This window comes from Nocardia sp. NPDC050710 (assembly GCF_040654375.1).
Taxonomy (GTDB): Bacteria; Actinomycetota; Actinomycetes; order Mycobacteriales; family Mycobacteriaceae; genus Nocardia.
Window position 1 is genome coordinate 71223 of sequence record NZ_JBFAHV010000027.1, and the last position, 26830, is coordinate 98052.

Below are 26830 nucleotides of genomic sequence, written 5' to 3' on the forward strand. Positions count from 1 at the left end.
GGTGCCGTCGGGGTTGAATGCCACCGAGTACACCCAGTCGGTGTGTCCGGTGAGTGGTTCGCCGACCTGTCGCCCGGTGGCCGGGTCCCACAGACGCACGGTCTGATCGGCGCCGGCGGAGGCCGTTCGGGTGCCATCGGGGCTGAATGCCACCGAGTACACCCAGCCGGTGTGACCGGTCAACGGTTCGCCCACGGGTCGGCCGGACGATAGATCCCACAGACGCACGGTCTGATCGGCGCCGGCGGTGGCCAGTCGGGTGCCGTCCGGCCTGAACGCCACCGCGTTCAGCCCATCGGTGTGTCCGGTGAGTGGTTCGCCCACCGGTCGGCCGGACGATGGATCCCACAATCGCACAGTCTGATCGGCGCTCGCGGAGGCCAGTCGGGCGCCATCCGGGCTGAATGCCACCGAGCGCACCCCGTCGGTGTGTCCGGTCAGGGGTTCGCCGACCTGTCTTCCAGTGTCCGGGTCCCAGAGCCGCACGGTGTTGTCCCGGCTGGCGGTGGCCAGTCGGGTGCCGTCGGGGTTGAATGCCACCGAGGACACCCAGTCGGTGTGACCGGTGAGCGGTTGGCCGACCGGTCGCCCGGTGGCCGGATCCCACACGCGCACCGTGTTGTCCGAGCCGGTGGTGGCCAGTCGGGTGCCGTCCCTGCTGAATGCCACCGAATACACCCAGCCGATGTGACCGGTCAGCGGTTCGCCCACGGCCCGGCCGGACGATGGATCCCACAATCGCACGGTCTGATCGGCGCTGGCGGTGGCCAGTCGGGTGCCGTCGGGGCTGAACATCACCGAGTACACCCCGTCGGTGTGACCCGTCAGCGGTTCGCGGACCTGTCGTCCGATGGCGGGGTCCCACACGCGGACCGTCTTATCGAAGCCGGCGGTGGCCAGTCGGGTGCCGTCGGGGCTGAACACCACCGAGTACACCCCGTTGGTGTGGCCGGTGAGCGGTTCGCCGACCTGTCTTCCGGTGTCCGGGTTCCACAACCGCACTGTGTTGTCCCCGCTGGCGGAGGCCAGCTGGGTGCCGTCCCGGTTGAACGCCAACGCGGTCACCGAACCGGTGTGACCGGTGAGTGGGGCACGAATCTGCTGCGCGGTGCGGTGGCTGAAGGCGAGGCGGGCGTTGACCAATGCGTTGGTGGCCTGCCATAGCGGGACCGGGGTCGCCAGACTGCTCTCGGCGGCGAGAGCGAGACCGACCGCGGCATTGCTGGCGGCGGCATCGCGGGCGGCCGCGGTCAGGGCGAGCGCGACCGCCTCGTTGCGTTGGCGTTCGGACTCCCGTTGTTGCGCTATCGCGATCGCTGCCGCGGCGACCGCGAGAACGGTCAGCAGGACCAAGCCCGCGACGGCGGTGCGCCGCAACCGCCGGAAGCGGCGTTGCTCACGCAGATCCTCGCCGGCCAGTTCGTATTTGGGTTTGCCGTGGATCGGGGCTGCCAGGTCGGTGACCTTCTCCCGGAATATCGGTGCGCGCGGGTCCCACGGCGCATCCGCGGAGACGTCGACGTAGAGCGGTTCGGTGGCCAGGGCACCAGGCTGTGTCAGCACCGGCAGGGCCACATCGGATCGGTCCGGGTCGAATCGTCCGGCGTCTGCGTCCCAGGTCACGTGCCCGGCGGCCACCACGAACAGCAGCTGGCCCGGTCCGCGCCGCCGCAACCAGTGAACGACTTCCTTATTGACCCAGCCCGAGGCGGCCGCATGCGGGGAGAGCACCACGATCAGGTAGCGGGCGCGATCCATCGCCTCGGTAACTCTGCCCCACAGGTCGGGGCTGGCGGTGAGGTCGGTGGCGTCGCGGAACACCCGCAGCGCGTGCAGATGGCCCATGCGCCGGCCGATGCGATGTAGACCCTTCTGAATTCCCGCGGCGACCGGCCGGTCTTCATGGGCATAGGAAATGAAGGCGTCGTAGCCGAACGACTCCTCGTCCCCGCGAGCCTGCCCCGGAATCTCCGGAGCCTGAGCACACATGGGATATCTCCCTGCTCCCCAGTCGAGACGCATGAACTGGACTGTCTGAGCGTTACGCGCATGCGTTCGGACGTCGCGCGTAGTCGGCTACTCGGCTTTCGCGGCAAGCTCGCAGCCCGCCGTGATCGGGTTCTCTGCTGCGAGGCGGGCCAACTACGCGAGACGATCGATCGCGGTCACGACGTGATATTCGCGATTCACCGAAACAGGACGGATTTGGACGCACCGGCGCGACCCGATCTGCGCCGGTGCGTTTTTAGGCGAGGGATCAGCTGACGGGGACCTCGACCCACCCGATGACCGAGTACACGCCGCCGCTGAAGTTGAGTTGCTCGGCGATGACAGTGCGGGATCCGGTGACCGCGGGTGTCCGGCTGATCCTCGCGATTAGGTCGGGGCCCGCAGGAGCGATGCCGATTTCGGTGATATCGATGTTGCTGCGGGTTTTGCGGTCGATGAACCGCACCGACGTGCCGCCGATGATCGCTTTCGCGGACACCGTGTACGTCTGGCCCGCCACATGGGTGTCGCCCGCGACGGTCACGTTGCCATTGGTGAGATCGGCTGAGGCGCCAGGCGCGGCCAGTACGACAGCAGCCGCCATCCCGCTGACGGCTACACCGAACGAGCGGGTACGAGACTCGAGACCGGATCTCGATTGCCTCAGGATTCGGGGACGAGGACGCCGGTGAGGTGGTCGTGACCTCACGCCGGATTGGCGGCTCGCGCTGCGGTGATCGCGGCGAGGAGGGACTTCGAGGGGCTGGTGGCGGCGCCTTCCGCGCCGGTTCTCGGCGTGATCTCGAGCGATTCGACGATGCTCCAGATGCGGGGCCCCGCATCGAGGATCGGTCGAATCAAACCCAGTTCGGCGCATTGGTCCACGATCTCCGATACGGTGCGCCGAGCCGGCAGATCCTGACCCGACATCGACAGACACTGGGCCAAGAGCAGCCGCGCGGTGAGCAAGGCGCGAGAGCGGTGCCGCCCTTCCAACTCCGCGATATGAGATCGGGCCTCCTCGATCGTGGCGTCGAGCGATTCGGGCTGTTCTGCAAGACTGTGACGTATCGCGTTGCAGCGCATCGTATCCCGAATGAGTTCGCGCGTTCCCCGAGTGTTGTCGGCACTCTGGGCCGAATCCGGCATTGATGTCGAAGTATCGGCCGCTGCCGTGTCGCCGAGACGGATCCGTTCGCCGACGATGCTCACCGCCAAGCGCGGAAGCGACAGCTCGGATGCCACGTCCATCCCGGCGTCCAGCCGGTGCCTCGCTTCTGCCCAGTTACCCCGCGCGGCTTTGACTTTCGCGCCTGTCACATATAGCGCGATCAGGAAGTCCACGGCGCCCGCGGTCGCGCCCATTTCGAAGGCGGCATCCAAGAGTCTTTCGGCCTCATCGAGTTCGTTTCGCTCGTACAGCAGATCGCCCAGCAGGGCGCCGGCCAGCCGAGCGGCCACGCCCGGGGTCGTGCGTCCCGTCATCGCGACTTGGAGCGCCTTGCGCAGGTAGTACTCGGTGGCACGAATATCCAATTGTTCGTGTGCGGCGATACCGCTCTGACAGTAGGCGTACGCCTGTGTGAACGGGCCCGCTGTGCTTTCCAGGAGTCCGGCAGCCCGTTCGCGGCATGCTCGAGCGGCCGCGTAGTCGCAGTGGGCGATAGCGATGAACGATGCCACAGTCACGGCTCCGGCCGAGTACCACGGCGCGAAGGCGCTGGGATTGGCCAGTGCGGGGGCTATCAGTTCGTCGAGGTTTTCGGACTGATCGGCCAGCATATTCGCGATGCCTTCGACCACCCCGCAATGGGCGCGCATATCCTGCTCGGCCGCGCCGTACTGCCCCCCGTCGAGCGTCGTACGAGCCCGGTCCAGAGCCGCTCGCGCATCCGCCGTCTTGTGCAGTCCCAGGTTGGTGAGCGCGATGATGAGCTGCAGACGCGGACGTGCGGCGGCGGCGTCGGTGGGAAGCTTTTCCGCGAGTGCGAGCATGCTCGCCATATGGCCCTGCTCCAGCAGTGTGGCGCCAGTGCGTTCCACCAGTTCCGCCGCCCACGGTCCGTCCTCGGCGGCCAGTGCGTGGGTCACGGCGTCGGTGACCATGTCGTGGTCGGCGAACCAGTGCGCCGCCGATCGGTGCAGCACCGAAATGCGTTCGGGCTGTTCGCGTTCCAATCGACGCTGCAGATAGTCCGCGAACAGGTGGTAATAGCGGTACCATTCACCGTTCTCGTCGAGACGTTGCAGGAACAGATTCCGTTCCTCGACCGCTTCCAATGTCGCTTGGCCGTGGCGGTCACCGGTCAGCGCGTTCGCCAGACCGCCGCAGATCCGGTCGGTGATCGAGGTCGCCATCATGAACTCCACCAGCGCGGGGTCGAGTGCGTCGAGGACGTTCTCGGCGAGGAACTCGCCGAGAGCTTGGTGGCGGCCGGAGATGTCGGTGAGCAGGGTCGCCGAACTGCCCTGGTTCTGTATCGACAACGAGGCGAGTTGCAGCGCTGCGACCCAGCCCTCGGTGGATTCGGTCAGTCGTGCCACATCCGCTGCGGCCACGTTGATGCCATCGGACTGCGCAAGTAGCGCCTCTGCTTCATCCTCATTGAAACATAGCGCGGCTGAGTCGATTTCGATCACTTCGTGACGGACTCGAAGGGTGCCGAGCGGCAGCCCCGCTTTGGTTCGTGTGGTCACGATCCATTGCAGGTGGTGACAGCCTTTGTTGAGGAGGAATCGCATGGCTTCGCGTGTCGAGTCGCTGGTCACCTGGTCCCAGTCATCCACCACGATGGCCATCTGCTGTTTGCGCTCGTGAATTTCGTTGATCAGCGCTGTCAGGACGAACTGTGTTGCGCGGCTGCCCGCTTCCTCGAGTGCGAGCTGAAGCTCTGCACCCAGGCTCGGCTCGATTCGGTTCAGGGCTTCGATCAGATGGGCGCAGAAGGTGACGACGTTGTTGTCGTCGGTGTCGACCGTCAGCCACGCGACTCGAACGCCGTTGTGGATCAGATCTTCGGCCAGTTGTGTTGCCGCACTGCTCTTCCCGAATCCGGCCGGTGCGTGGATGAGTGTGAGTCGCTTACGATCCTGTAGTTGTGACATGTCGACGAGACGTGGTCGCCGCACCAGTGCCTGCGCCGGATATGGCGGCCGGAATCGAGTGGCCGGAGTCGGCGGTGTGGTGCCGGTGCGTTGCCGTGCGGTGCTGGTCCTGGGCGGCGTCCCGAGGGTGACAGGTGCGGCCGAGATGTCGGCGGCCACCGGGATGCCCATCTCGTCGACCGGCAGCCCCAGGTTTTGCTGTAGCTGCTGGATCGATGTGCCGAGTTCCTCGGCTGACGCAGGTCGCTCTTCGGGCCGTCGTGCCATCGCGTTGGCGATGAGTGCGGCGAGCTCGTCCGGGAGGTCGGGCGGCAGTTCCGGCGGTTCCTGGCTGATCCGTACGAACTGGGCCACCAAGTCTTCACCTTCGCGCCGTTCGAACGCGGCGTGTCCGCTGACGGCGCTGAACAGGGTGGCGCCGAGGCTGTAGATATCCGACCGGACCGTCGACGGGCGTCCGGCCAATACCTCGGGTGCGGTGAAGGCCGGTGAGCCGGTCACTTCGCCGGTGCCGGTCTCGAATCCGCCGGTGATATGTGCGATGCCGAAATCGCACAGCTCCGGGTCACCGTAGTCGGAGATGAGGACGTTCCCTGGCTTGACATCACGGTGCAGAATCCCGCTGCGATGCGCCGTCTCCAGGGCGCCCGCGAGCTTGACGCCCAACCGGAGTCCGTCGGCGTAGGGGAGTGGTCCGGAAGCGCTGAGGGCGTCGTGCAGCGAGCCGCGGGAGTGATAGGGCATCACCAGATACGGGCGTCCGGCCGCGGTGACGTCGACATGCAGCACGGTGACGATATTGGGATGACCGGACAGCTTGCCCATGGTGCGTTGTTCGCGCAGGAACCGCGCCAGATCGGCGGTACCGGATTCGACCCGGAGCACTTTGACGGCGACCTGTCGTTCCAAGGCCCGCTCGACGCAGCGGTACACGGCGCCGAAGCCGCCCTGGCCGATGAGTTCGGCGTGTTCGAATCCTTCGGCTTCCAGTTCTGCTTCGATCCCGAGCGCCGGGCGTCGCTGGGTGCTTGCCGAGTCCTCGTCGAGCGACATCACCTCAGCCGCCTTCGACGTGTCGGCATCGGCCGCTGGAAACGCCACGCCACAGCCGCGTGGCAGGGCGTTCGTCGAGCCGCGGACCTGCTGTCAGTGCAGTAATCATGCGATCGTCCTTGACACAGACGCCGTTCCTGGGTCCAGCATACGGCGGCTGCCAGCAACCGGGTGGCACTTGATCTCGTCGGTGTGCGTGCCACCCGATGCGCGTACTCGAAGTGATCCGTCAGGCGGCGCCGGAGCCGACGGTTGGGGGAGCCGTGCAGAAGATGGATCGGCGGCAGACTCGGAATCAGGTCCGTGGCGTCGCGCATCTGGTCGCGGCGGGGACGCCGAATCGCTGGAGCAGCAGCGTTGCCGGGCACCAGCCGACGGCGCTGTAGAGCAGCAGGTTTGCGCCGACGAACCCGGTGAGTATCAGCCACCATGGCGAGACCGCCGCGGCGAGCGCAGTGCTGATCAGCACGAAAAGGCCCGCCAGTAGCGGCACGACTCGCGCGATGGTCCAGCCGTGATGTCGGGGGAGTTGCGGCATCTGTGGGTCATCCAATCATGTTCGGTGCCTTCGCTTTCGGTCAGGCGAGGGCGAGGAAGAGTTTCTCGAGTTCGGCTTCGGTCATCGGTTCGGAGCCGTCAGCGGTGTCTCCGGTGAGGCATTCGCGCAGTCCGGTGGCGACGATCTTGAATCCGGCCCGGTCGAGTGCACGGGAGACGGCGGCGAGTTGGGTGACGACGTCCTTGCAGTCGCGGCCCTGTTCGATCATGGAGATGACCCCCGCGAGCTGGCCGTGCGCGCGGCGCAGGCGGTTGAGTACCAGGGCGATAGTCTCTTCGTTGCCGACCATGATCTGTTCCTTTCGTCGAATACCTCACTCCAGAATACCCCTGGGGGTATCCTCGGGCACGGCGCGCGCCGCGCCCGAGGATGTGTTCTCAGTGGTGGGCGAAGCTGATCGACGGCAGGAGTTTTCGTAGCCGAACCGGTGACCACCAGGCTCCATGTCCGGTCAATCGCAACAGCACCGGCAGCAGTACCAGCCGCACCGCGGCCGCGTCGAGCAGGACCGCGACGCCGAGGATGATCCCCATCTCCTTCGGAGGCAGCGGCTCGGCCAGCGCGAAGGTGAAGAACACCGCGACCATGACCGCCCCGGCGGCGAGGATCACCCGTCCGGAGTGGGCGAGACCATCGATCTGCGCGGTCTTCGGGTCGCCGGAGCGCTCGTAGTGCTCCTTGGCGGTGGCCAGTAGGAACACCGTGTAGTCCATGGCGATCGCGAAGATCATCGCGAAGAAGAAGACCGGTCCCCATCCGTCGAGGAACCCCTGCGGGGTGAAGCCGAGCAGGCCCGCACCGTGTCCGTCCTGGAAGATCAACTTCGCGACGCCGAAGGCGGCGGCGGTCGACAGCAGGCTGACCACGGTGCCGAGTGCGGCGATCAGCGGCGCCTGCAGCGCGATCAGCAGCAGCGCGAATCCGAGGACGAGGATGACGGCCACGATGATCGGGAAGTAGTCGTCGAGGGCTTGCTGCAGGTCGAGGTTTTCAGCGGGTGCGCCGCCGACCATGGCGGCCGCGGGTAGTTGGTCGCGCAAGCCGTCGAGGATTTCGCCCATCCGCGGATCGGAGGGATCGACGTCGGGCCGGGCCTGCATCATCACCAGACCGCTGTCGTCGAGGGCGGGCCGGGGTGGGGTGACCATCTCGATGCCGTCGACCGACTGAGCGGCGTCGGCGACCCGCGCGGACTCGTCGGCCGGGGCGATGATCTGCAACATGCCCGGTGCGCCCTTGCCCATCTGCACCTGGACCAGGTCGTAGCCTTGGCGCACCGGTGCGTCGGCCGGGACGACCTGGATCGAGGGCATGGCCACCTTCAGGCCGAATACCGGGACCGACAGGGCGATCAACACGACTACCGCGCCGATCGCGAACGGCCACGGATGCTCGTGCAACAGTTTGCCCCACGCCGCGAATCGCGGTGAACGATGCTGCTGTCGCTTGGCGTGCGGCAGCGAACCGGCATTGATCTTGCCGCCCAACGCTCCCAGCGCCGCGGGCAGCAGGGTCATGGTGGCCAGGAGCACGAAGGCGGCGGCGAACATTATTCCGACCGCCATGGTCCGCACCGCGGGCGCCGGAACGATCAGCACCGCTGACAAGCTCACCAGGACCGTCAGTCCGGAAAGCGCGACGGCCTTGCCCGCGGTGTCCATCGTTTCCGCGACCACCACCCTGGCATTGGGTGCGGTGGTGAGTGCGTCACGGAAGCGGGCGACGATGAACAGGGCGTAGTCGATACCGAGCGCCAAGGCGAACATCATCGCGAAGTTCATGGCCCACACCGAGATCGGGGTGATCTGGTTCAGTAGCACCAGGCCACCGGCCGAGGCCACCAAACCGGCCAGGGTGAGCAGCAGCGGCAGTCCGGCGGCGACGAGCGACCCGAATGCGAGCACCATGATCGCCAATGTCACCGGCCAGGAGAACATTTCGGCCTCGAGCATGGCGTCGTGGTTGGCCTTGTTGAAGTCGCTCCACAGCGCCGAAGCTCCGGTGGGGTAGACCTCGATCCCATTGCCGGACAAGGCGGTCAGCGCGTCCTTGTGCTCATCGACGGCCTTGACCATATCGTCGGTGGAGGCGCTCGCGCCCGCGATGAGAATGCCGGTATGCCCGTCCGGGCTGATCGACATCCCAGGCTGCGGTGGAATCATCTCGCCGAAGCGCATATCGCCGGACAGGACATCGCCGATCTCGCCGAGTACCCGCTGCACCTGTGGACTCTCGATGGTCGCGGTGTCGGAATGGACCACCACCTGTACCGCCGCCGAGGAGTTCCCGCCGAAGTGCTGCTGCGCCAGCTCACGCACCCGCACCGATTCCGACCCGCTGGCCTGCCACCCGGCCCCCGCGAGCGAGGTGAACACGCTGGGCGCGGCGGCCCCGAGCGCGATCAGCACCAGTAGCCAGGCACCGAATACGAACCGGGCACGTCCAGCCATCAGCGTTCCGAGCCTGCCCAGCACCCCGCCGGATCGGTCCGGCGGTGCGGTGTCGCGAGCCGGGGAGACAGCCAGAGAGTCGGTCATCACTTCTCCTCCATACCCCCAGGGGTATATCTCCTGATCCAAGATACCCCCAGGGGTATCTGATGGGAAGGGTGGCATCCGGCACAGCACGCGCCACCGCCGCCGTGGGACAACTCGGGTGGCCGGGGCGGCGCGGGGGCTTTAATTCAATATTTCACTACTTTCGGTTCGAACTCGCGCAGGAATGATGTCGGACGTCATCGTATTGAACGCTATCGATAATCCCGGGTATTTTATTTCGAGAAATTCCCCGCGACATCTCCCCAAATGCCGGTAAGCCCTGTCGCGAGACTCCTCGACCGGCGGACGATTTATAGATCCAAGTCGCTGCTTTACGGAGGAGATCACTCCGGTATCGGTAGTAGTCGCTCAGCAAGGGAATATCACAATGTTTACCAAGTGTGCCGCGGCCCTCGCCGCGATCGTCATACCCCTGTCGGTCTGCACAATTGCCGCTCCCACCGCGTCGGCCGGTCCGGCGCCCGCCCCGACCCCCGCGGGTTCGGTAGTGCTCTGCCTCAACATCCCAGCGGGATCGGTAGTTCTCAGCTTCTGCATCTGAGGTCGCCGAGCCGGAATGGGGTCGCTCGTGCGACGAGCGGCGCTCCTCCCATTCGAGGGTGATCGCCGATGTTCCGGACTTGCCGGGACCGTGTCGTCGGGACGCGGTTTCGCCGGGCCGTCGGATTCGCACGTCTATCGGACGGTGATTGTCCGCGCGGCGCTGCCGATGATGACCTCCCGGTCGGTCCGTACTGGTCGTTACTCTGTGAATTCTTGTGCGCGTTCGAGTTCGGTATGTGCGGGCAGTGGCTAGGCTGTGTGCATCATCTGCGCGGCAGGAGGACGCGATCATGGTTGATCCGGTGTCGATCGGAATAGCGGTCGCGGCATTGCTGGCATCGAAATTCGGGGAGGGTTTGGCGCAGGAGGCCAGTGGTAGCGCGTGGGCCGCGACCCGGCGGATTCGTGAGCTCCTCGCCGGACGGTTCCGCGGCGACGAGGATGGCGAGACCGCCATAGCGAATCTGCAGGAGAACCCGACCTCGGACCTGCAGGCAAATGTCGCCGCGCGCGTCGCCGCGGCTGCCACCGCGGATAGCGCATTCGGCGCCGAGCTGGCACGGCTGGTCATGTCGGCGCGCCGGGATCCCGGTGTGGACAACTTCGTGGCACAGGCATTCGACCATGCCAAGCAGGTCAACGTTCGCGGTGACAACAGCGGTCCGATCACCATGTAGCCGCCGATGTCCGATATGAACGCATCCGCCGAGGGGCACGCGAGGCAGGTGCTCGTCGGTGGTGACAACAAAGGCACGATCGACCTGTCGATCCGGCAGGAGGCGCCCCGGCAGCGGCCGGTGGCGACCGACACCCTGCCACGGGATATCGAGTTGTTCGTCGGCCGCGAGACCGAACTGTCACGGATTCTCGGTGCGGCACAGCCTTCCAATGTCGTGTCGATCTACACCATCGACGGAATGGCGGGGATAGGAAAAACTGCCCTGGCGACCCGTGCCGCTCACTTGCTCGCGGATCGCTTCCCCGACGGCAGATACTTCATCGACCTGCATTCGCACGCTCCGGGCCAAACTCCCGCGCGCCCCGCCGACGTCCTGGCCACCATGCTGGCCGGACTCGGTATCGATCCGCGCGATCTCCCCGAGACCCTCGAGGGACGGCGCGATCTCTGGCGGGACCGGCTGCGCGACAAGCGAGTTCTGCTCGTACTGGACGATGCGGCACATCATGCGCAGGTCGAGCCCCTGTTGCCCGGAGGGTCGGGCTGCTGCACTCTCATTACCGGTCGGCGTCGTCTCGTGGCGCTCGATAGTGCGTTGCCATTGCCCCTGGATACCCTTGCTCCGGATCGCGCGGAGGAACTGTTCTATGCCACCGCGCGCCGTGATTCCGCCGAGGCCGACCGGCCCGCGGTACGCGAAACGGTCCGGCTGTGCGGATATCTGCCGCTGGCGATCGTGCTGCTCGCGGGCCGCCTCGCCCACCGGCCCGCGTGGAGCGTCGCCGACCTGTGCGCCGAATTCGCCTCGGCGCGTGACCGATTGGGTGAACTGGAGGCTGGTGAGCGCGCCGTCCAAGCGGCGTTCGCGACGTCCTACCGTCACCTACCACCGGCGCGGCGTCGACTGTTCCGGCACCTCGGCCTGCACCTCGGGCTCGATTTCGACGCGTACGCGGTCGCCGCGCTCGGCGACCTAGATCTCGGCGTCGCCCGGAAGGAACTCGACGCCCTCTACACCGATCACCTCATCGACGAAACCACGCCAGGCCGCTACCGCCTGCATGATCTGGTGCGCGAATACACCCGCAAGCTGACCGTGCGCGACAAGGAGGCCGAACGGGAGCGGGCCGTGGGCAGACTGCTCGACTACTACCGTTGTGCGGCACGCAACGGCGAGCATCGACTGCGGCGCCTGGCTGACGGCGAGCCGGATCCACCTCGAACACCACCGCATTTCCCGCCTTTTCCGGACCGTGCCACCGCGTTCGCCTGGGCGCTGACCGAGCGTGCGAACCTGCTGAGCTACGTCGACTACGCAGTCGCCCACGACCTCCCGTCGCACGTCCGCGACCTCACCGGAATCCTCGCCATCTCAGCGTTTTCCAGCGGGCCGCACTCCCTGGCCCAGGATGTGCGGGAGCGCGCCCTGACGATCGCACGCAGGCACGGTGATCGACTGGGCGTCGCCGCCGCACTCAGCGATATCGGACACGCCCGTGTCTCCGCGGGAGATCTCACCGGTGCGCGCGCAGTATTCGATGAAGGCTTGACGATCTATAGCGAACTCGGTGATCAGCTCGGACAAGCCAACATGTTGCGGGAGCTGGGTGGGGTCAGCGCCTGGTGCGGGGACTTCGACACCGCGACCGCACTGACCCGGCGGGCGCTCGAACTATACGGCGGCAACAGCAATAACGAGGCGCGCGCACTCCAGCATTTGGGTCAGCTGGCGATGCGCGAAGGTGACTACTCCGCTGGCGAGGACTACGTGGAGCGGGCGCTGAAGCTCTACCGCGACAGCGAGAATCGTCAGGGCGAAGCCGTCTCCTCGCAGACGCTGGGCTCGATCCGCGAACGTCGAGGGGACTATCCGGCGGCGATAGCGTATCTGGAACAAGCACTCGCGGCGTTCCGTGCCGTCGGCAGTCGAAGTGACACGGCCGCGGCCCTGTCCGCGCTCGGCATGGTCAGGCAGTGGATCGGCGACTTCGATACGGCCATCGACGAGTTGCGGGAAAGCCTTGCGATACAGCGGGATCTCGGCAATATGGGCGGCGAGTGCGTGGCCCTGGTCAACCTGGGTTGGACCATGCACCGGGTCGGCGACAATTCGACCGCCTCCGAGCTGACCCGACAGGCCATCGAGATCTGCCGTGCCGTCGGCGACCGGAGCAACCTCGCGGCAGCCACCGTCAACCTCGCCTGGATCCGCATGATGGCAGGCGATCTCACCTCCGCCGCGGAATTGTTCCCCGAATCACTGGCCCTGTTCCTCGAGGTCGGCGATCGCGGTGGAGAGGCGGAGGCCCGCAACCGATACGGCCGCCTCTTGACCGAAATCGGCGATCATGAGCGAGCATTCGAGTTGTATGACAGCGCGACGGACATCGCGAGGCAGATCGGCAACCGACTCGAACAGGCCCACGCGCTGGAATGGGCCGCCCACAGCCATGTTCGCCTCGGCGCCGTCGATCGAGCCTTGACCCATCTCCGCGCCGCCATCGCGATCTACGGAGAACTCGGATCCATCGAAATCGAAAGCGCCACAGAATTTCTCCATGAACTGGATCGAAACTAGGCCACGCACACCCGGCAGGTGGAGCCGCTGGACGTAGTGTGGGAGTTCGCGCGTGGCTAGGGCATGAACGCCCTCGGGTTGCCTGATAATCCGCATCCAATGCTCGCCGAGCAGGCCTGCACGATATGAGAGGAATCGCGGGACGTGCTGGCTGCCGCTGAGCAGATTTGGATCGTGATCCATCCCGCGACCTACCATCGGCCCGCCAGCGGTTTCCGGCACCGGGATGCATGCGAGGCGCCAAGAAATTTCTGGTTCAACGTTCGTTGACAACCGTGTTCGGTGGTGGTTGCATCAGCTGTATTAGGTAGCAGAGGGTTTGCTATGGAATCGTCCGGCAGGAAACCGATGCAGACACAGACATGCGATGTGTGCATCGTAGGGGCCGGGATAGCCGGGCTGAATGCCTTGTTCGTCGCGAGCCGTTACCTGAGCCGCGATCAGAAGGTCATCCTTGTGGACCGGCACACGCGGGCCGGCGGGATGTGGGTCGACACGTATCCGTACGTCCGGCTGCATCAGCCCCATCCGCTGTTCACCGCGGGCAACATCAAGTGGACGATCCGGAAGAATCGTTCCTACCTCGCGACGAAGAGTGAGGTCCTGGAGCATTTCGAGCACTGCCTGGCGGTCATCGAACAACGCGTTCAGGTCGAGGAGTACTTCGGCTGGGATTACCAGTCGCACGAGGAAGCCGATGGCGGCGTGCGCGTCACCTGCACCGGCCCCGACGGCGCCCCGCTGGTGATCACGGCGACCAGGCTGATCAAAGCGTTCGGGACCAACGTCGTGCCGAAGGAACCGCTCCGTGTATCGACCAGCAGAGTGCGGTCGGTGTCACCCAATTACTGCGACGTGCGGGGCGGCGAGATAGGCCGCAGTGACACACCGGTGTGGATTATCGGCGGTGGTAAAACCGCGATGGACACCGCTGCGGCGCTGATCACGACCTCGCCGGGCCGGGAAGTGAATCTCGTTGCCGGGCCCGGGACCATTTTCATGAATCGCGAGCGGATCGTGCCGCCCGGGGTACGCCGCTGGTGGGGCGGTGTCATGCCGAACCGCCTGTTCGCCGACATCGCGCGCCATTTCGACGGAACCAATGAGTCCGAGGTCCAGGACTGGCTGCTGGCCACCGCCGGACTGTCCGTGACCCCGGAATCGGCTAACTTCTTCGCGGGCCTGTTATCGGAGTCGGAGCAGAAGACCATTCAGGAGGGCCTGAACACGGTCGTCATGGATCACTTCCAGGATGCGGTCGCCCGCGACGGCGCCGTCGAGTTGGTGTTCCGCAGCGGCGACACCGCCACGACCATGGCGGGCAGCTGGATCGTGAACTGTACCGGCTACCTGCTGCACGCGACCACACCCTATGAGCCGTATGTGTCCCCCAGCGGTTCGGTGCTGTCGATTCAGACACGCTCGGGGACATTCGGGTTCCCCTCGTTCGGCGGTTATTTCCTCACCCACCTGATGTTCCGCGACAAGCTCCGCGAGCTGCCGTTGTATGCCATCGACGCGGACGAACTGCGGACGAAGACAGCGACGGCAGCCGCACTCGCATACACCGCTCTCACGCTGCACCTACACAATTTGAGCATCATTTTCGACGCGCTCGGGCCGTCGGTGTTCCTGCAGTGTGGACTCGATTTCGACCGGTGGTATCCGATACACCGGCGCCTGGGCAGCACCGCGCATTTCATGCGGACACATCGGCGCGACCGGGAACACAACCGCCAGACCCTCGATACCATCCGCGAACGATTCAACGTCCGGTGCGGCCCGGTCGTCGGCGTCTGAGGACGTCGGTCCCGCACCGACCTCCCGCGCCGGATCATCTGCCGTATCGAGCACTCGCTCGTGGATGGGTTCCTCAGTCGCCCTTCCCTTTTCCGTGTTGCCAGCGGGTGACCACGGCGCCTTCTCGTTCGGCGACTTCGCGATCGCCTTGGTCGAGGGCCTGCATTCTCCGGACGACGTGGCGCCGGGAGGTATTGACGCCCCTTTCGCGCCGCTGGTGTCGCGGCGGAGAACACGCAACCCGGGCCGGTGTGCCGGAGAATTCACCGCGCTGTCGGAGAATGGGGGTGGTCCGTTGATCAGGTGCTGGTCCGATGGGAGCCACCGCTATGCACGATGACCGTCGGTTGGTCGAGAACCGTCTCGGGCGGGTCCTCGCGGAGCGGATCACCCCGGCGATCTACCCGGAGTCAGTGCCGCTGAAGGCGTCCATCTGGGTTGCGCCGGATGAGCCGGTGCCGGTGGCCGAGGGCTTGGCCGCGCCCGGAACGCCCATCGAATCCGGCGCGAGGTGGGGCGCACCGTGGGGGACCAGTTGGCTCACGGTCGAGGGGACGGTGCCTGACGCGTGGGCCGGTAAAACCGTCGAGGCGATCATCGACCTCGGCTTCGACCAGAATATGACGGGGTTCCAGTGCGAGGGGCTGGTCTATCGGTCGGACGGATCGCCGGTCAAGGGCCTGCACCCGCGTAGCCAGTGGGTGCGCGTGGCGTCCCCGGCGGTCGGCGGCGAGCATGTGGTGTTGCACGTCGAGGCGGCATCGAATCCGATCATTCCATTCTTCGCGCCGACCATTCTCGGCGACAAGTCCACCGCCGGTGCCGAGCCGCAGTACCGGCTGGGCCGACTGGACCTGGCGGTCTTCGACGACGAGGTCTGGCAGCTGGTGCAGGATCTGGACGTGCTCGGCGAGCTGATGCACGAGATGCCCGAGGATCCCGCCCGTCGCTACGACATCGTGCGCGCGATCGAGCGCGCGATCGACGCCGTCGATCCGCAGAATGTGAATGCCACCGCCGCGGCGGCCCGCGCATGCTTGGTCGACGTGCTTACCGCGCCGGCGGTACCGTCCGCGCACACCATTTCGGCGGTGGGGCACGGACACATCGACTCGGCGTGGCTGTGGCCACTGCGCGAGACGGTGCGCAAGGTTGCACGCACCACCGCCAACATGACCGCGTTGCTGGCCGAGGAGCCCGAGTTCATCTTCGCGATGTCCCAAGCCGCGCACTACGACTACCTCAAGCGGCACCGCCCCGAGGTCTACGAGCGGATCAAGCAGGCGGTGTCGGAGGGACGGTTCGTGCCGACCGGCGGCATGTGGGTGGAGTCGGATACGAATATGCCGGGCTCCGAGGCGATGGCGCGGCAGTTCGTGCACGGCAAGCGGTTCTTCCTGGAGGAGTTCGGTATCGAGAGCCAGGAGGCATGGCTGCCCGACACATTCGGATTCGCCGCCGGGATGCCGCAGATCATCAAGGCCGCCGGGGCCAAATGGCTACTGACGCAAAAGCTCTCCTGGAACCAGAGCAACCAGTTTCCACACCACACATTCCTGTGGGAGGGCATCGACGGAACCCGGATCTTCACTCACTTTCCGCCGGTCGACACCTACAACTGCTCGATGCACGGCCGCGAGATCGCACACGCTGCAAGGAATTTCAAGGACAAGGGCCGGGCATCGATGTCATTGGCACCGACCGGCTGGGGCGACGGCGGCGGCGGGACGACGCGGGAGATGGTCGCGAAGGCCGCCAGGATGAAGAACCTCGAAGGCTCGCCGAAGGTGGTGTGGGATACCCCAGCCGACTTCTTCGCCAAGGCCGAGGCCGAGTATCAGAATCCGCCGGTGTGGGTGGGGGAGTTGTACCTGGAATTGCACCGCGCCACGCTGACCAGTCAGGCCAAGACCAAACAGGGCAACCGGCGCAGCGAGCACCTGCTGCGGGAAGCCGAGCTGTGGTGTACCACGGCGGCGGTGCGGAAGAACCTCGAATACCCCTACGCGGCGCTGGACCGGATCTGGAAGACGGTGCTGCTGTACCAGTTTCATGACATTCTGCCGGGATCATCGATCGCATGGGTGCACCGCGAAGCGGAGCAGACCTACGCGGTGGTGGCCGAGGAGCTGACCACGATCATCGAGCGTGCCCAGTGGGTGCTCGGCGGTGAGCGGGCGGGAGCGAATATCTTCAACCCGGCGCCGCACACGTGGCAATCGGTTCCGGCCGGTGCGGCGGCTCCGGTGGAGCCGGGGCGTCCGTGCTCGGTGGCCGAGCGCTCCGGCGGCGGGTTCGTCCTCGACAACGGTCTGTTGCGGGTGGACGTGGACGCACGCGGCCTCGTCGTGTCGGTGTTCGACCTCGAGCATCAGCGCGAGACACTGCCGCCGGATGCGGCCGCGAACCTGCTGCAACTGCACCCGGATTACCCGAACGCCTGGGACGCTTGGGATGTCGACCTCTTCTATCGGAACCGGGTCACCAACCTCACCGAAGCCGACCTCGTTGCGGCGGAACAGGATTCGCCGACCGCGGCCGTAGTGCGGGTCCGCCGCTCGTTCGGGTCCTCCACGGTCGAGCAGACCCTGGTGCTGCGGGCGGGCGCACGAGGCCTGGATATCGATACCAGGGTCGACTGGTACGAAACCGAGAAGTTCCTCAAACTGGCCTTCCCCCTGGACATACACGCCGACCGCTATGCCTCCGAGACCCAGTTCGGGCATCTGTTCCGGCCTACTCACACCAATACCAGCTGGGAGTACGCGAAGTTCGAAGCCTGCAACCACCGGTTCGTCCACTTCGCCGAGCCGGGTTGGGGTGTGGCGCTCGTCAATGATTCCACCTACGGCCACGACGTCACCCGCACGGTCCGAGCCGACGGCGGGACAACGACCACCCTGCGGGTTTCGCTGTTGCGGGCACCGCGATTTCCCGATCCGGACACCGACCACGGCTCACACTACTTCCGGCACTCGCTGATCCCGAGCGCCTCGATACGGGATGCGGTGCTTGCGGGCTATCGGATAAACCTCCCGCGGTCGACACCCGGTGTCGCCGAACCCGTCGAGCCGCTGTTCACCATCGACAACGACGCCGTGGTGACCAGCTCTGTCAAACTCGCCGACGATGGCAGTGGCGACGTCGTGCTCCGAGTCTACGAAGCGCACGGTGGTCGAGCTTCGGCGCAGGTAGTCGCCGGCTTCGGTATTGCCGGGTTCCAGGTCTGCGATCTGCTGGAACGGCCGCTGCCGGGGGATACCTCCGCGATCCCGCAGGGTATGGGAGTTCGCCTGCGGCTGCGGCCTTTCCAGCTCCTCACCCTCCGATTCACCCGTTCCCCCGAATGTACTGCCGGGTGAACAGCCCTGCGGTCTTGTAGTGGTCGGGCAGACCGTCTGCGTGGCGAGGCGGTCCGGCTCGCCGCGAAACCGAGATTCATCAGCCCGTCGTAGGACACCGCGGTGATGTTGAGCCCCTCGTCTCTGAACGGCGGCGATAGGGGTGCAGGCCGAACCCTGCGATCGGCACCGAGACCGGCCGAGGTCTGTGGGGCGAGGCGTTGGTCGCTGGCTACCAGTGGCATCGCCACTGTCACGTTGCTGCATCATTGCTACGACTTCACTCCAAGGGTGCCGCTCGGCGGTTGGCGAGACCGTATGGTCGGTCTCGCCGGGATCGTTCCGCGAGAAGGAGGCGACTGGAAATGGCGAAGTACCTGTGGCGGGTCAGCTACTCACCGGAGGGGGCGAGCGGTCTGCTCGCGCAGGGCGGTAGCGCCCGGCGAGCGGCCATCACGGAAATGGTCGAGAGTGTGGGCGGCCATGTGGACGTCTGCTATTTCGCTTTCGGTGAGGACGATCTTTTCGTGGTCGGTGATGTCCCGGACGAGGTTTCGGCCGCGGCACTCGCCATTCGCACCGCTGCTTCCGGTGCGGCGTTCTCGCATACTGTGGTGCTGCTGACCCCTGAGCAGATCGACGAAGCCGTCGCTCGGGAGGTCACGTATCGGCCGCCAGCGCAGCTGTCCTAGCATTTTCCGTCCGTCCGTCCGTCCGTCCGGACGTCCGGACGGACGGCCATGCCGAGCTGGGCCTGTAGGCCGAGGCGGTGACCTGGGTGAGGTTCGGTGTCAGCGTTTCGGGTGGCGAAGGCATGTCGATACCGCCGCACCAGACTCCGCGGATCATTCGGGTTGCGCGGATGTCGGCGACAGGGTTCCCGTCGAGCAGTACGAGATCAGCGCGCATGCCGGGTGTGATCGTGCCCCGATCCGCAAGCCCGAAATGGCGGGCAGCATGGTGGCCGCGTTGAGGGCCTTCCCCCGGCGCCTCCAGTCGTCCGAGCCGTCGGCGATGCGCTGTGCCGCCATCGCCTCGGCTTCTTCGGGGCCATGGATGACCGCGAGAGCGGCCATACCCGGAACCCACGCCTGCAGACCGGCCGAGCCGATGATCGGTGTACCAGCGCTGCGCATGGTCGCCGTGTCAGGCAGCCCCCGCAGCGAAGCCACCAATTCCGGTCGCAGCGTAGCCATGTCGAGCGCTGTTGTAACACCATGGGTCGCAAGCAGATCCAGTGTCTCGGGACCGTCCGGGTGCACATGCGCATCGATGAACCCGGCACGAGCACCGGCCACCGGCATCGACGATCTCGGCGCCCGCGGGGTCGGTACCGATTGTCGGGCCGTCGATCACGACCGTGGTCCGTTTGCCGATCTCGCGACAAAAGCCACTCCCGAGGACGGGCCCGAGTGCCCTGTAGGTCGCTGCGGTCACTTCGCCAACAGCCGCGGACTAGGAGTTGCGGCATCTGGTGACCGACCGCGGCTCGACATTGATGGGCCTGCACGGCATCGGACCTTGCTCGGTGGCAAGGCTTTTGGCGGACACCGGCGACATCCACCGATTCGGGAACCGGGACCGGTTCGCATCCTGGAACTGCACCGCGCCCCGGGACGCGTCCTCCGGTGAGCAGGCAACGACATCGGTTCCCGCGTGGGAACCCGCAAGATCAACCGGGTGCCGCACATTATGGCCGTGGTCCAACTCGGGTTTCCGGTCGAGCCCGGCGACTGTGACCGCCACGACCAGGTCGGTGTGAATGGTAATCACTCCCCTGTCGTGCACAGCTCGTTCTGGGTTGCAAGGGTTTTGCCATCAGGTGATCAGCGGGCCATCCGATCCTCGAATCACGTTCAAAGACGGAGACGAACCGCGAACCAGGAAACGGTTCCGATCCCCACGAGCCCCAGAAGGGGGACCTGGAAGGAGGTGAAAAACATGGCAACTCATTTCAAGCGCGAAACGGTGACAATTCCGTTGGGCACCGGGCGTCGCAGCATCCGGGGCTCGGTGGAGTTCCCCGCGACGGTGCGCCGCGCGGACGTCGTTCTCAACGGCTTCAGGCTCGATTTCGGTGGGGCTTCGGCTGTCCAGCGGCCGATCGGTGTCATCGAAGCCGACGTCGATATCGTCAGCGTGTCCGGCCGGACGGTGGTCTACAAGGTCGAATGCGAGTACGCGGACAAGAACTTCGACGACCGCTACAGCGGTTGGATCACGGCGGCGGTCATCGCTGACGTGGCCTGACGTGCCCTCAGAAACCCTGGAGCATCCCGGATTGTCGGCGCCTGGTCTCCGTCGATGATCCGGTGGCCTCCACAACGGCTTCGCAGTGCGACTGCGATCCGACCGTGGTAACCCGCGAAGCGGGCTACGCCAACCTGCCCGAGCGACCGCCCGTCGCCCGACTGAACCGGTCCCGCTCGCCATGAGCGGGACCGGTTCGGTGTGCTCCGCCCCGCCGAAGAACGTCGCTTTGCGCACGATCGAGCCCGGCGACGGTGACCACCACTAGGTCGGTGTGGATGGTGATCACCTCCGGCTCGTTTCGGGGTTGTAAGTGTTCTGTTAGCCGGTGATCAGCGGCCGATCCCATCCTTGGGTCATGTTCAAGGTGGCCTGTTGCGAATACGGACGGCGCCGCGTTACCAAGCCACTCCGGTGCAACCCCCGCTGTGCTGGACAGCCTTTGGCCGCTCTGGGACATCAACATCAGACCTGGCACGACAAAGCCGTTCGATCGGCCGTTGTCAGGACTCGTCCTTGAACAGGAGTAACCTTGTTCGCCACAGTTATTACAGCGGCTGATCTGGCTGCATCTGGATACATTCAGCGAAACAGCGAGGCTGGTTGCAGCATCGACCCGTGTGGTGCCCGGCACCGACGAGGTCGAGGTGGAGGTAACCGTGCGGCAGATTGACGTGCGTGTCCTCGGACCCGTGCACCTGCTGGTCGATGCGCAGGAGCTGCCGGTAGGCGGTCCCAAACCACGGGCCATGCTTGCGGTGCTGGCCATCAATCGGCAGCAAGTGGTGTCGATGGAAGCCTTGGCGAATGCGGTTTGGGATGAGGAACCGCCCAAGGCGTACATCAATAGTCTGCAGGTGTTCGTCGCCAGACTGCGCAACCGCTTGGAGTCGGCCGGGGCCGACCCCGCCATCCTGCGCACCGTTGCCCCCGGTTACCGCCTCGACATCTCCGATGCCGAATGCGACGTCGGACGATACGCATCGGCCCGTCAGGCAGGCAAAACGACCAGAAAATCAGGCGACCCGGCCGCCGCGGCTGCGCACTTCCAGCGCGCGCTCGACCAATGGAGCGGCACGGCGTTGGCTGATCTGGGCGGCATCCGATACGCCGACGATTTCTCGACCGCGATGGAGGAGGAACGCCTCACCACGGTGTCGGAACGGATCAGTGCAGATCTGCTGTGCGGCAAGGCCTCCGACGTCGTCGGCGAACTACGCACGCTGACCGGCGAACATCCATATCGGGAGCCATTGTGGGGGCAACTGATCACCGCGCTGTACCTGTCGGGCCGACAGCGCGATGCGTTGGAGGTATGCCGCAGGGTGCGGGCGATCCTGGCCGACGAATTGGGAATCGACCCGTGTGCGGAGCTCGTCCGGCTGGAGCAACAGGTGCGGCAGCAGGAACCGATACTTGGATCGGAGCCAGCCGCCACGATGCAGGCCAAGACGTTGCTCACCACCGTGGCGATCCCGAGGACCTACCGCAGTGGGCGGCTGCGGTTCGACGACGGCCGTATCGTCGCGGTCCCACCGAAGGGGTTGAGGATCGGGCGCAGTTCCGACAACGAGCTGATGTTGGACGATCCGAAGGTCAGCCGCCGCCACGCGCAGATCATCCCCAAACGGGAAGGCCTGGCGATCAGGGACCTGCACTCGAGCAACGGTGTCTACGTCGACTGCGTACTCATCGAGATCACCACCCCGCTGTCGACCGGCACCGTGATCCGGATCGGTTCGACAACAATGATTTTCGAAGAAACCTGATCTGCTGTCCCGGTCGCATCGGTGGCTTGGCGGGCGCGGCCGAGCCCAGGGCTTGTCGGGCGGCCTCGGCGAGGGCGCGACAACTCGGTGGACGATCGTCGGGGTCCTTCGCCCTGGTGGCCCGCGGCGTTCGTCGTCACGCAATGTCCGGGTGTTCACCCCAGCGGCTGCGGCCAGCTGGCTTGTGCGCAACGCGGTCAACGCCGGTCTCTGCCGATCGAGGAGTCCACCCCGGCTGCGAGCGCGTCGAGGACCTCGATGTTTTGTCGGGAACCTCGAGGCGCATCACCGGCCCGGTATCGGTGGCAGACCAGAACGCCTCCTGCGACCTCGGCGCAAACCGCGTACCCTTATGTGTCTATACCTATCAGTAAGGTATGCCACCGGTTCGCCGGGAGGTGGAGATGCTCAGCACCACCGAACAGTTCAGCAGGGAACGCGCCCCATGCGGGAAACTGAGGGGCGGGGCTCGCCACCGCGAAGACGACGAAGCGGGCTTGGCCATTGACGATCTGCGTTACGACTGTGGCTGCCGCCGGATTCGGCACGAATTCCACGACGGCAGCATTCGGATCAGCATCGTCCGCCATGACGGCAAGGTCCTGATGGACGAGCACAGCGGCGACCACGAGGCCTGACGGACGACACCCGGGTGGTGCCATCATGACCGCTTTTCACGATGTCGTGATCGTTGGCGGGGGAGGCGCGGGTCTGCGTGCGGCCATCGCCATTGCGGAACACAACCCGCGGTTGAGTATCGCGATCGTGTCCAAGGTCTATCCGATGCGCAGCCACACCGTTTCTGCCGAGGGTGGCGCCGCCGCGGTCGCCGGTCGCGGCGACAGTTTGGAGGAGCATGCATACGACACGGTCTCCGGCAGCGATTGGCTCTGTGACCAAGACGCTGTCGAGGCCTTCGTCGAGGAAGCACCGCGCGAGCTGCTCCAGCTGGAGCATTGGGGCTGCCCGTGGAGCCGTCGGCCGGACGGGCACATCGCGGTGCGGGCGTTCGGTGGCATGACCAACAACCGCACCTGGTTCGCAGCCGACAAGACCGGCTTTCATTTGCTGCACACCCTGTTCCAGACCGCACTGTCCTATCGGGACATCGTGCGGTACGACGAGTGGTTCGCGACAACATTGCTCGTCGACGACGGCAAGGTGTGCGGCATCGTAGCCATAGAACTGGCTACCGGACGCGTCGAAACTATTCTCGCCGGCGCTGTCATCGTGTGCACGGGTGGCTGCGGCCGGGTGTATCCGTTCACCACCAACGCCAATATCAACACCGGTGACGGTATGGCGTTGGCGTACCGGGCCGGAGCGCCGCTCAAGGATATGGAGTTCGTCCAGTACCACCCGACCGGCCTTCCGTTCACGGGCATCTTGATCACCGAGGCGGCGCGCGCGGAGGGCGGCTGGCTGCTCAACAAGGACGGTTACCGCTACTTGCAGGATTACGACCTCGGCACGCCATCACCGGTGCCGGTGATGCGCAGCATGGAACTCGGGCCACGCGACCGGCTGTCGCAGGCCTTCGTGCACGAACTCGACAAGGGCCGGACCGTCGGCACACCGTATGGACACGTCGTTCACCTCGACCTACGCCACCTCGGCGCGGATCTCATCGACACGAAACTGCCGTTCGTGCGCGAGTTGTGCTCCAAGTATCAGAACATCGACCCGGTCCGGGAGCTGATCCCCGTACGCCCTGTCGTCCACTACATGATGGGCGGCATCCATACCGATATTCATGGCGCGACGCCCCTGGATGGTCTATACGCCGTCGGCGAGGTCGCCTGCGTCAGTATCAACGGCGCCAACCGGCTCGGATCGAACTCCCTCCCCGAGTTGCTGGTCTTCGGTGCGCGAGCCGGTCGTGCCGCCGCCGAGTATGCGAGCTCGGCCACGGACGGCGAACGGTCGGCGGCCCTGGCACGAGGCCGTGATGAACAGGACCGATTGGAACGGGACCTCACGCGACGCACCGAGGGATCCGAACGCATCGCGCACATCCGCACCGAAATGCAGGAGACGATGGAGGCCAGTGCCGGGATCTACCGGGACGGCGCCTCCCTCGCCGAGGCGGCCGACAAGTTGCGCGAGCTTCGCGATCGGTTCGGCAGCGTTCGCCTCGATGACCATAGCCGGGCGTTCAACACCGAACTGGTGGCGGTGCTGGAGCTGTCGTGCATGCTCGATGTGGCGGAATGCATCATCGCCTGCGCGCTGGCGCGGGAGGAATCCCGGGGCGCGCACCAACGGACCGATTTCCCCGCGAGGAACGACGAGCGATTCCTGGCCCATTCGGTGATCCATCGACAGCCGGACGGCTCGGGCCGCGTCTCGTACCTCCCGGTAGCGATTACGCGCTGGCCGCCCGGCGAACGCGTATACGGGAGGTGATGGCGATGGTGGACCGGATAACCCTGCAGGTCGCGCGCTACCGACCGGATCGAGAGGACGAACCGGTACTGCAGTCGTACGAGGTTCCGCTGCGCAAGGAATGGACGGTGCTCGACGGCCTCAACTACATCAAGGACTACCTCGACGGAACGGTGTCGTACCGGTGGTCCTGCCGAATGGGCATCTGCGGTAGTTGCGGCATGACCGTCAATGGCGAGCCGAAACTGAGCTGCGCCACCTTCCTGACCGACTACGCGCCGGGGCCGGTGCGGATCGAGCCATTGCGCAACTTCCCGGTGATCCGGGATCTCGTCATAGAGATCAGCGACTTCATGCACAAGCTGACCGAGGTCAAGCCATGGCTGATCAGGGAGGAACACCGGTCACTCGAAGACGGCGAGTATCTGCAAACACCGTCCGAAATGGACGATTACAGCAAGTACAGCATGTGTATCAACTGCATGCTCTGCTACTCGGCCTGTCCCGTCTACGCGCTCGAGCCCGTATTCCTCGGTCCGGCGGCGATCGCGCTGGCCCAGCGCTACAACCTCGACTCGCGTGATGAGGGAGCCGGAGATCGGCGGGACGTTCTCTCATCCGCCGAGGGCGTATGGTCCTGCACCTATGTCGGCGAGTGCACCACCGCCTGCCCCAAGGGGGTCGACCCCGCCGGCGCGATCCAACGCTACAAGCTGACCGCGGCCACCCAATCGCTCCGAGACTTCCTCATGCCTTGGCGGGCACGATGACCACGACACCCCGGTTGTACCGAAAGCCGATCTCCACATTCTGGTGGGTGCGACGCCGCTCATACCTGATCTTCGTCCTGCGCGAACTCAGCTGCCTGTTCGTCGCCTGGTTCGTGGTATTCCTCCTGCTTCTGATCAACGCCGTCAGTTCAGGAAGCGAGGAGTACCAGCGGTTTCTGAGTTGGAGCGCCGGCCCGGGGGTGCTTGCGCTGAACGTGATCGCCCTGCTGTTCGTGCTTCTGCACGCGGTGACTTGGTTCAACCTCGCGCCCAAAGCGATGGTGGTGCGTGTGCGCGGCCAGCGCGTCGCACCCGTCGTGATCCTCGGACTGCACTATCTGCTGTGGGGTCTGCTGACCGCGATCGTACTGCTGGTGGTGCTGCGATGACGAACAGGAAGTCCCCGGAACCGTTGGCGTGGGCGCTGTTCAGCGTCGGCGGGATGGCCGCCGCACTGCTCATACCGGTGCTGCTGTTCCTGTTCGGCCTCGCCTTCCCACTGGGCTGGCTTCCCACGCCGGACCACACATACTTGCTCTCGGTGTTGCGCCATCCTGTCACCCGGCTGGTCCTTTTCGGACTCTGTGTGCTGGCTCTATTCCATTGGGCACACCGCTTCCGGTACATGCTGTACGACGGCTTGCGCCTAAGGCAGTTCAGCGCGTTGATCATCCTGGTCTGCTACGGCGGCGCCATCATCGGCTCGGGTGTGGCCGCCTACTTCCTGCTTCGCGTCTAGCACGCGGTACGCGTAGAAAGACGAGTTTCGGATGTCATGCGGCGCATAGGTTCTCGTCTATCCAGAGCGCGGCATGTGCCGACGTACTTCTACAATCCCCGCGTGACCCTTACCCTCGCCGACCTGGTCGGCTACACCGATCGCGACCTCGATGCCGACCTGGCGCGTTGGTTCCCCGCCGCCGCACCCGTCGAGCTACCCGAGCAGACCCGACCGGTGGCACCGTTTCTCGCGCGCCTGGCTCCCGCGGACGCGGCGGCGCTGGCCGCGTTCGACCGTCGGGTGCGCTCGGGCCGTCTGCCGCAGTTCTTGGACATCTTCGACTGGTCCTACGGATTCGATTTCGCTGGAAACGACTGCGGCATTATTGATTCGGACTACTCGACCGAGCTGACCGGCGACGATGTCTACTCGATCGGTGCGGACGGAGGCGGCAATCTGTATGTCGTACTCACCAACGGCCAAGTGGCCGTGTGGTTCCACGAGGAGGAGGTGCTCGAAGGTGGCACCCGCTTCGACAATCTCGACGTCTTCCTCTGGTCGTTCGTGCGCTACCGTGCGGTACGCGCCGGGAAACTCGAGCGCTCGGCTGTAGAGGTGGACTTCCTGGCGCTCGGCCAGGATGGCGCACTCGAACCGCAGCTCGGCCTGCTGAGACTCATGAAGTAGGTGCCTCCAGACCGAACTGCTCGGTGACGGTGACCGCGTGTGT

21 protein-coding genes are annotated in these 26830 nt (G+C 65.5%); 14 read left to right on the forward strand and 7 right to left on the reverse strand.

Features of this window, described 5'->3' with window-relative positions; all coding sequences use genetic code 11:
• From AB0H61_RS33020 to AB0H61_RS33045, 6 genes are all read right to left on the reverse strand, one after another.
• On the reverse strand, positions 1-1989 hold a 1989-nt coding region (locus AB0H61_RS33020), incomplete at its 3' end, for a TIR domain-containing protein (RefSeq protein WP_357311667.1).
• Positions 1990-2257: 268 nt separating this feature from the next.
• Positions 2258-2593: a hypothetical protein gene (locus tag AB0H61_RS33025; protein ID WP_357311668.1), complete on the reverse strand. Its 336-nt coding sequence runs from the start codon at positions 2591-2593 to the stop codon at positions 2258-2260.
• A gap of 101 nt (positions 2594-2694) precedes the next feature.
• On the reverse strand, positions 2695-6195 hold the full coding sequence (locus tag AB0H61_RS33030) for a protein kinase (RefSeq protein ID WP_357311669.1): 3501 nt from the start codon (positions 6193-6195) through the stop codon (positions 2695-2697).
• A 247-nt stretch (positions 6196-6442) separates the two neighbouring features.
• Positions 6443-6685: a DUF2892 domain-containing protein gene (locus AB0H61_RS33035; protein WP_357311670.1), complete on the reverse strand. Its 243-nt coding sequence runs from the start codon at positions 6683-6685 to the stop codon at positions 6443-6445.
• Positions 6686-6725: 40 nt separating this feature from the next.
• A complete protein-coding gene (locus AB0H61_RS33040) occupies positions 6726-6995 on the reverse strand; it encodes a metal-sensitive transcriptional regulator (RefSeq protein ID WP_357311671.1) in 270 nt (89 codons plus the stop codon).
• An 88-nt stretch (positions 6996-7083) separates the two neighbouring features.
• Positions 7084-9243 carry an MMPL family transporter gene (locus AB0H61_RS33045; RefSeq protein WP_357311672.1) on the reverse strand — a complete coding sequence of 720 codons (2160 nt, stop codon included), beginning with the start codon at positions 9241-9243 and terminating at the stop codon, positions 7084-7086.
• Positions 9244-10097: 854 nt separating this feature from the next.
• Between AB0H61_RS33045 and AB0H61_RS33050 the strand changes: the two genes are divergently transcribed.
• From AB0H61_RS33050 to AB0H61_RS33070, 5 genes are all read left to right on the forward strand, one after another.
• Positions 10098-10484, forward strand: a complete 387-nt coding sequence (locus AB0H61_RS33050) for a hypothetical protein (protein ID WP_357311673.1) — start codon at positions 10098-10100, stop codon at positions 10482-10484.
• Positions 10485-10490: 6 nt separating this feature from the next.
• Positions 10491-13064, forward strand: a complete 2574-nt coding sequence (locus tag AB0H61_RS33055) for a tetratricopeptide repeat protein (RefSeq protein ID WP_357311674.1) — start codon at positions 10491-10493, stop codon at positions 13062-13064.
• 282 nt (positions 13065-13346) lie between these two features.
• Positions 13347-14864: an FAD-dependent oxidoreductase gene (locus AB0H61_RS33060; RefSeq protein WP_357311675.1), complete on the forward strand. Its 1518-nt coding sequence runs from the start codon at positions 13347-13349 to the stop codon at positions 14862-14864.
• 329 nt (positions 14865-15193) lie between these two features.
• On the forward strand, positions 15194-18226 hold the full coding sequence (locus AB0H61_RS33065; protein ID WP_357311699.1) for a glycoside hydrolase family 38 C-terminal domain-containing protein: 3033 nt from the start codon (positions 15194-15196) through the stop codon (positions 18224-18226).
• A 344-nt stretch (positions 18227-18570) separates the two neighbouring features.
• Positions 18571-18897, forward strand: a complete 327-nt coding sequence (locus AB0H61_RS33070) for a GYD domain-containing protein (protein WP_357311676.1) — start codon at positions 18571-18573, stop codon at positions 18895-18897.
• A 153-nt stretch (positions 18898-19050) separates the two neighbouring features.
• On the opposite strand, the gene AB0H61_RS33075 is transcribed toward AB0H61_RS33070, so the two are convergent.
• Entirely contained in the window at positions 19051-19503 is a 453-nt protein-coding gene (locus AB0H61_RS33075; protein WP_357311677.1) for a hypothetical protein, read from the reverse strand.
• Positions 19504-19703: 200 nt separating this feature from the next.
• On the opposite strand from AB0H61_RS33075, the gene AB0H61_RS33080 reads away from it, so the two are divergent.
• From AB0H61_RS33080 to AB0H61_RS33120, 9 genes are all read left to right on the forward strand, one after another.
• A complete protein-coding gene (locus tag AB0H61_RS33080) occupies positions 19704-19967 on the forward strand; it encodes a transposase (protein ID WP_357311700.1) in 264 nt (87 codons plus the stop codon).
• Entirely contained in the window at positions 19862-20455 is a 594-nt protein-coding gene (locus tag AB0H61_RS33085) for a hypothetical protein (RefSeq protein ID WP_357311702.1), read from the forward strand. The genes AB0H61_RS33080 and AB0H61_RS33085 overlap by 106 nt, the downstream gene beginning before the upstream one ends.
• Before the next feature lie 659 nt (positions 20456-21114).
• A complete protein-coding gene (locus AB0H61_RS33090) occupies positions 21115-22224 on the forward strand; it encodes a BTAD domain-containing putative transcriptional regulator (protein WP_357311678.1) in 1110 nt (369 codons plus the stop codon).
• Between the two features lie 377 nt (positions 22225-22601).
• Positions 22602-22862: a hypothetical protein gene (locus tag AB0H61_RS33095; RefSeq protein ID WP_357311679.1), complete on the forward strand. Its 261-nt coding sequence runs from the start codon at positions 22602-22604 to the stop codon at positions 22860-22862.
• Between the two features lie 25 nt (positions 22863-22887).
• The gene (gene frdA, locus AB0H61_RS33100) at positions 22888-24630 is read left to right on the forward strand and encodes a fumarate reductase (quinol) flavoprotein subunit (RefSeq protein WP_357311680.1); all 1743 of its coding nucleotides are present in this window, start codon (positions 22888-22890) and stop codon (positions 24628-24630) included.
• A 5-nt stretch (positions 24631-24635) separates the two neighbouring features.
• Positions 24636-25379 carry a succinate dehydrogenase iron-sulfur subunit gene (gene sdhB, locus AB0H61_RS33105; protein ID WP_357311681.1) on the forward strand — a complete coding sequence of 248 codons (744 nt, stop codon included), beginning with the start codon at positions 24636-24638 and terminating at the stop codon, positions 25377-25379.
• Positions 25376-25768 (forward strand): fumarate reductase subunit C, encoded by a 393-nt coding sequence (locus AB0H61_RS33110; protein WP_357311682.1) that lies wholly within the window; start codon positions 25376-25378, stop codon positions 25766-25768. Before sdhB ends, AB0H61_RS33110 begins: the two co-directional genes overlap by 4 nt.
• Positions 25765-26118, forward strand: a complete 354-nt coding sequence (frdD, locus tag AB0H61_RS33115; RefSeq protein ID WP_357311683.1) for a fumarate reductase subunit FrdD — start codon at positions 25765-25767, stop codon at positions 26116-26118. Before AB0H61_RS33110 ends, frdD begins: the two co-directional genes overlap by 4 nt.
• Positions 26119-26220: 102 nt before the next feature.
• Positions 26221-26787 carry a hypothetical protein gene (locus AB0H61_RS33120; RefSeq protein WP_357311684.1) on the forward strand — a complete coding sequence of 189 codons (567 nt, stop codon included), beginning with the start codon at positions 26221-26223 and terminating at the stop codon, positions 26785-26787.
• Positions 26788-26830 lie beyond the last annotated feature (43 nt).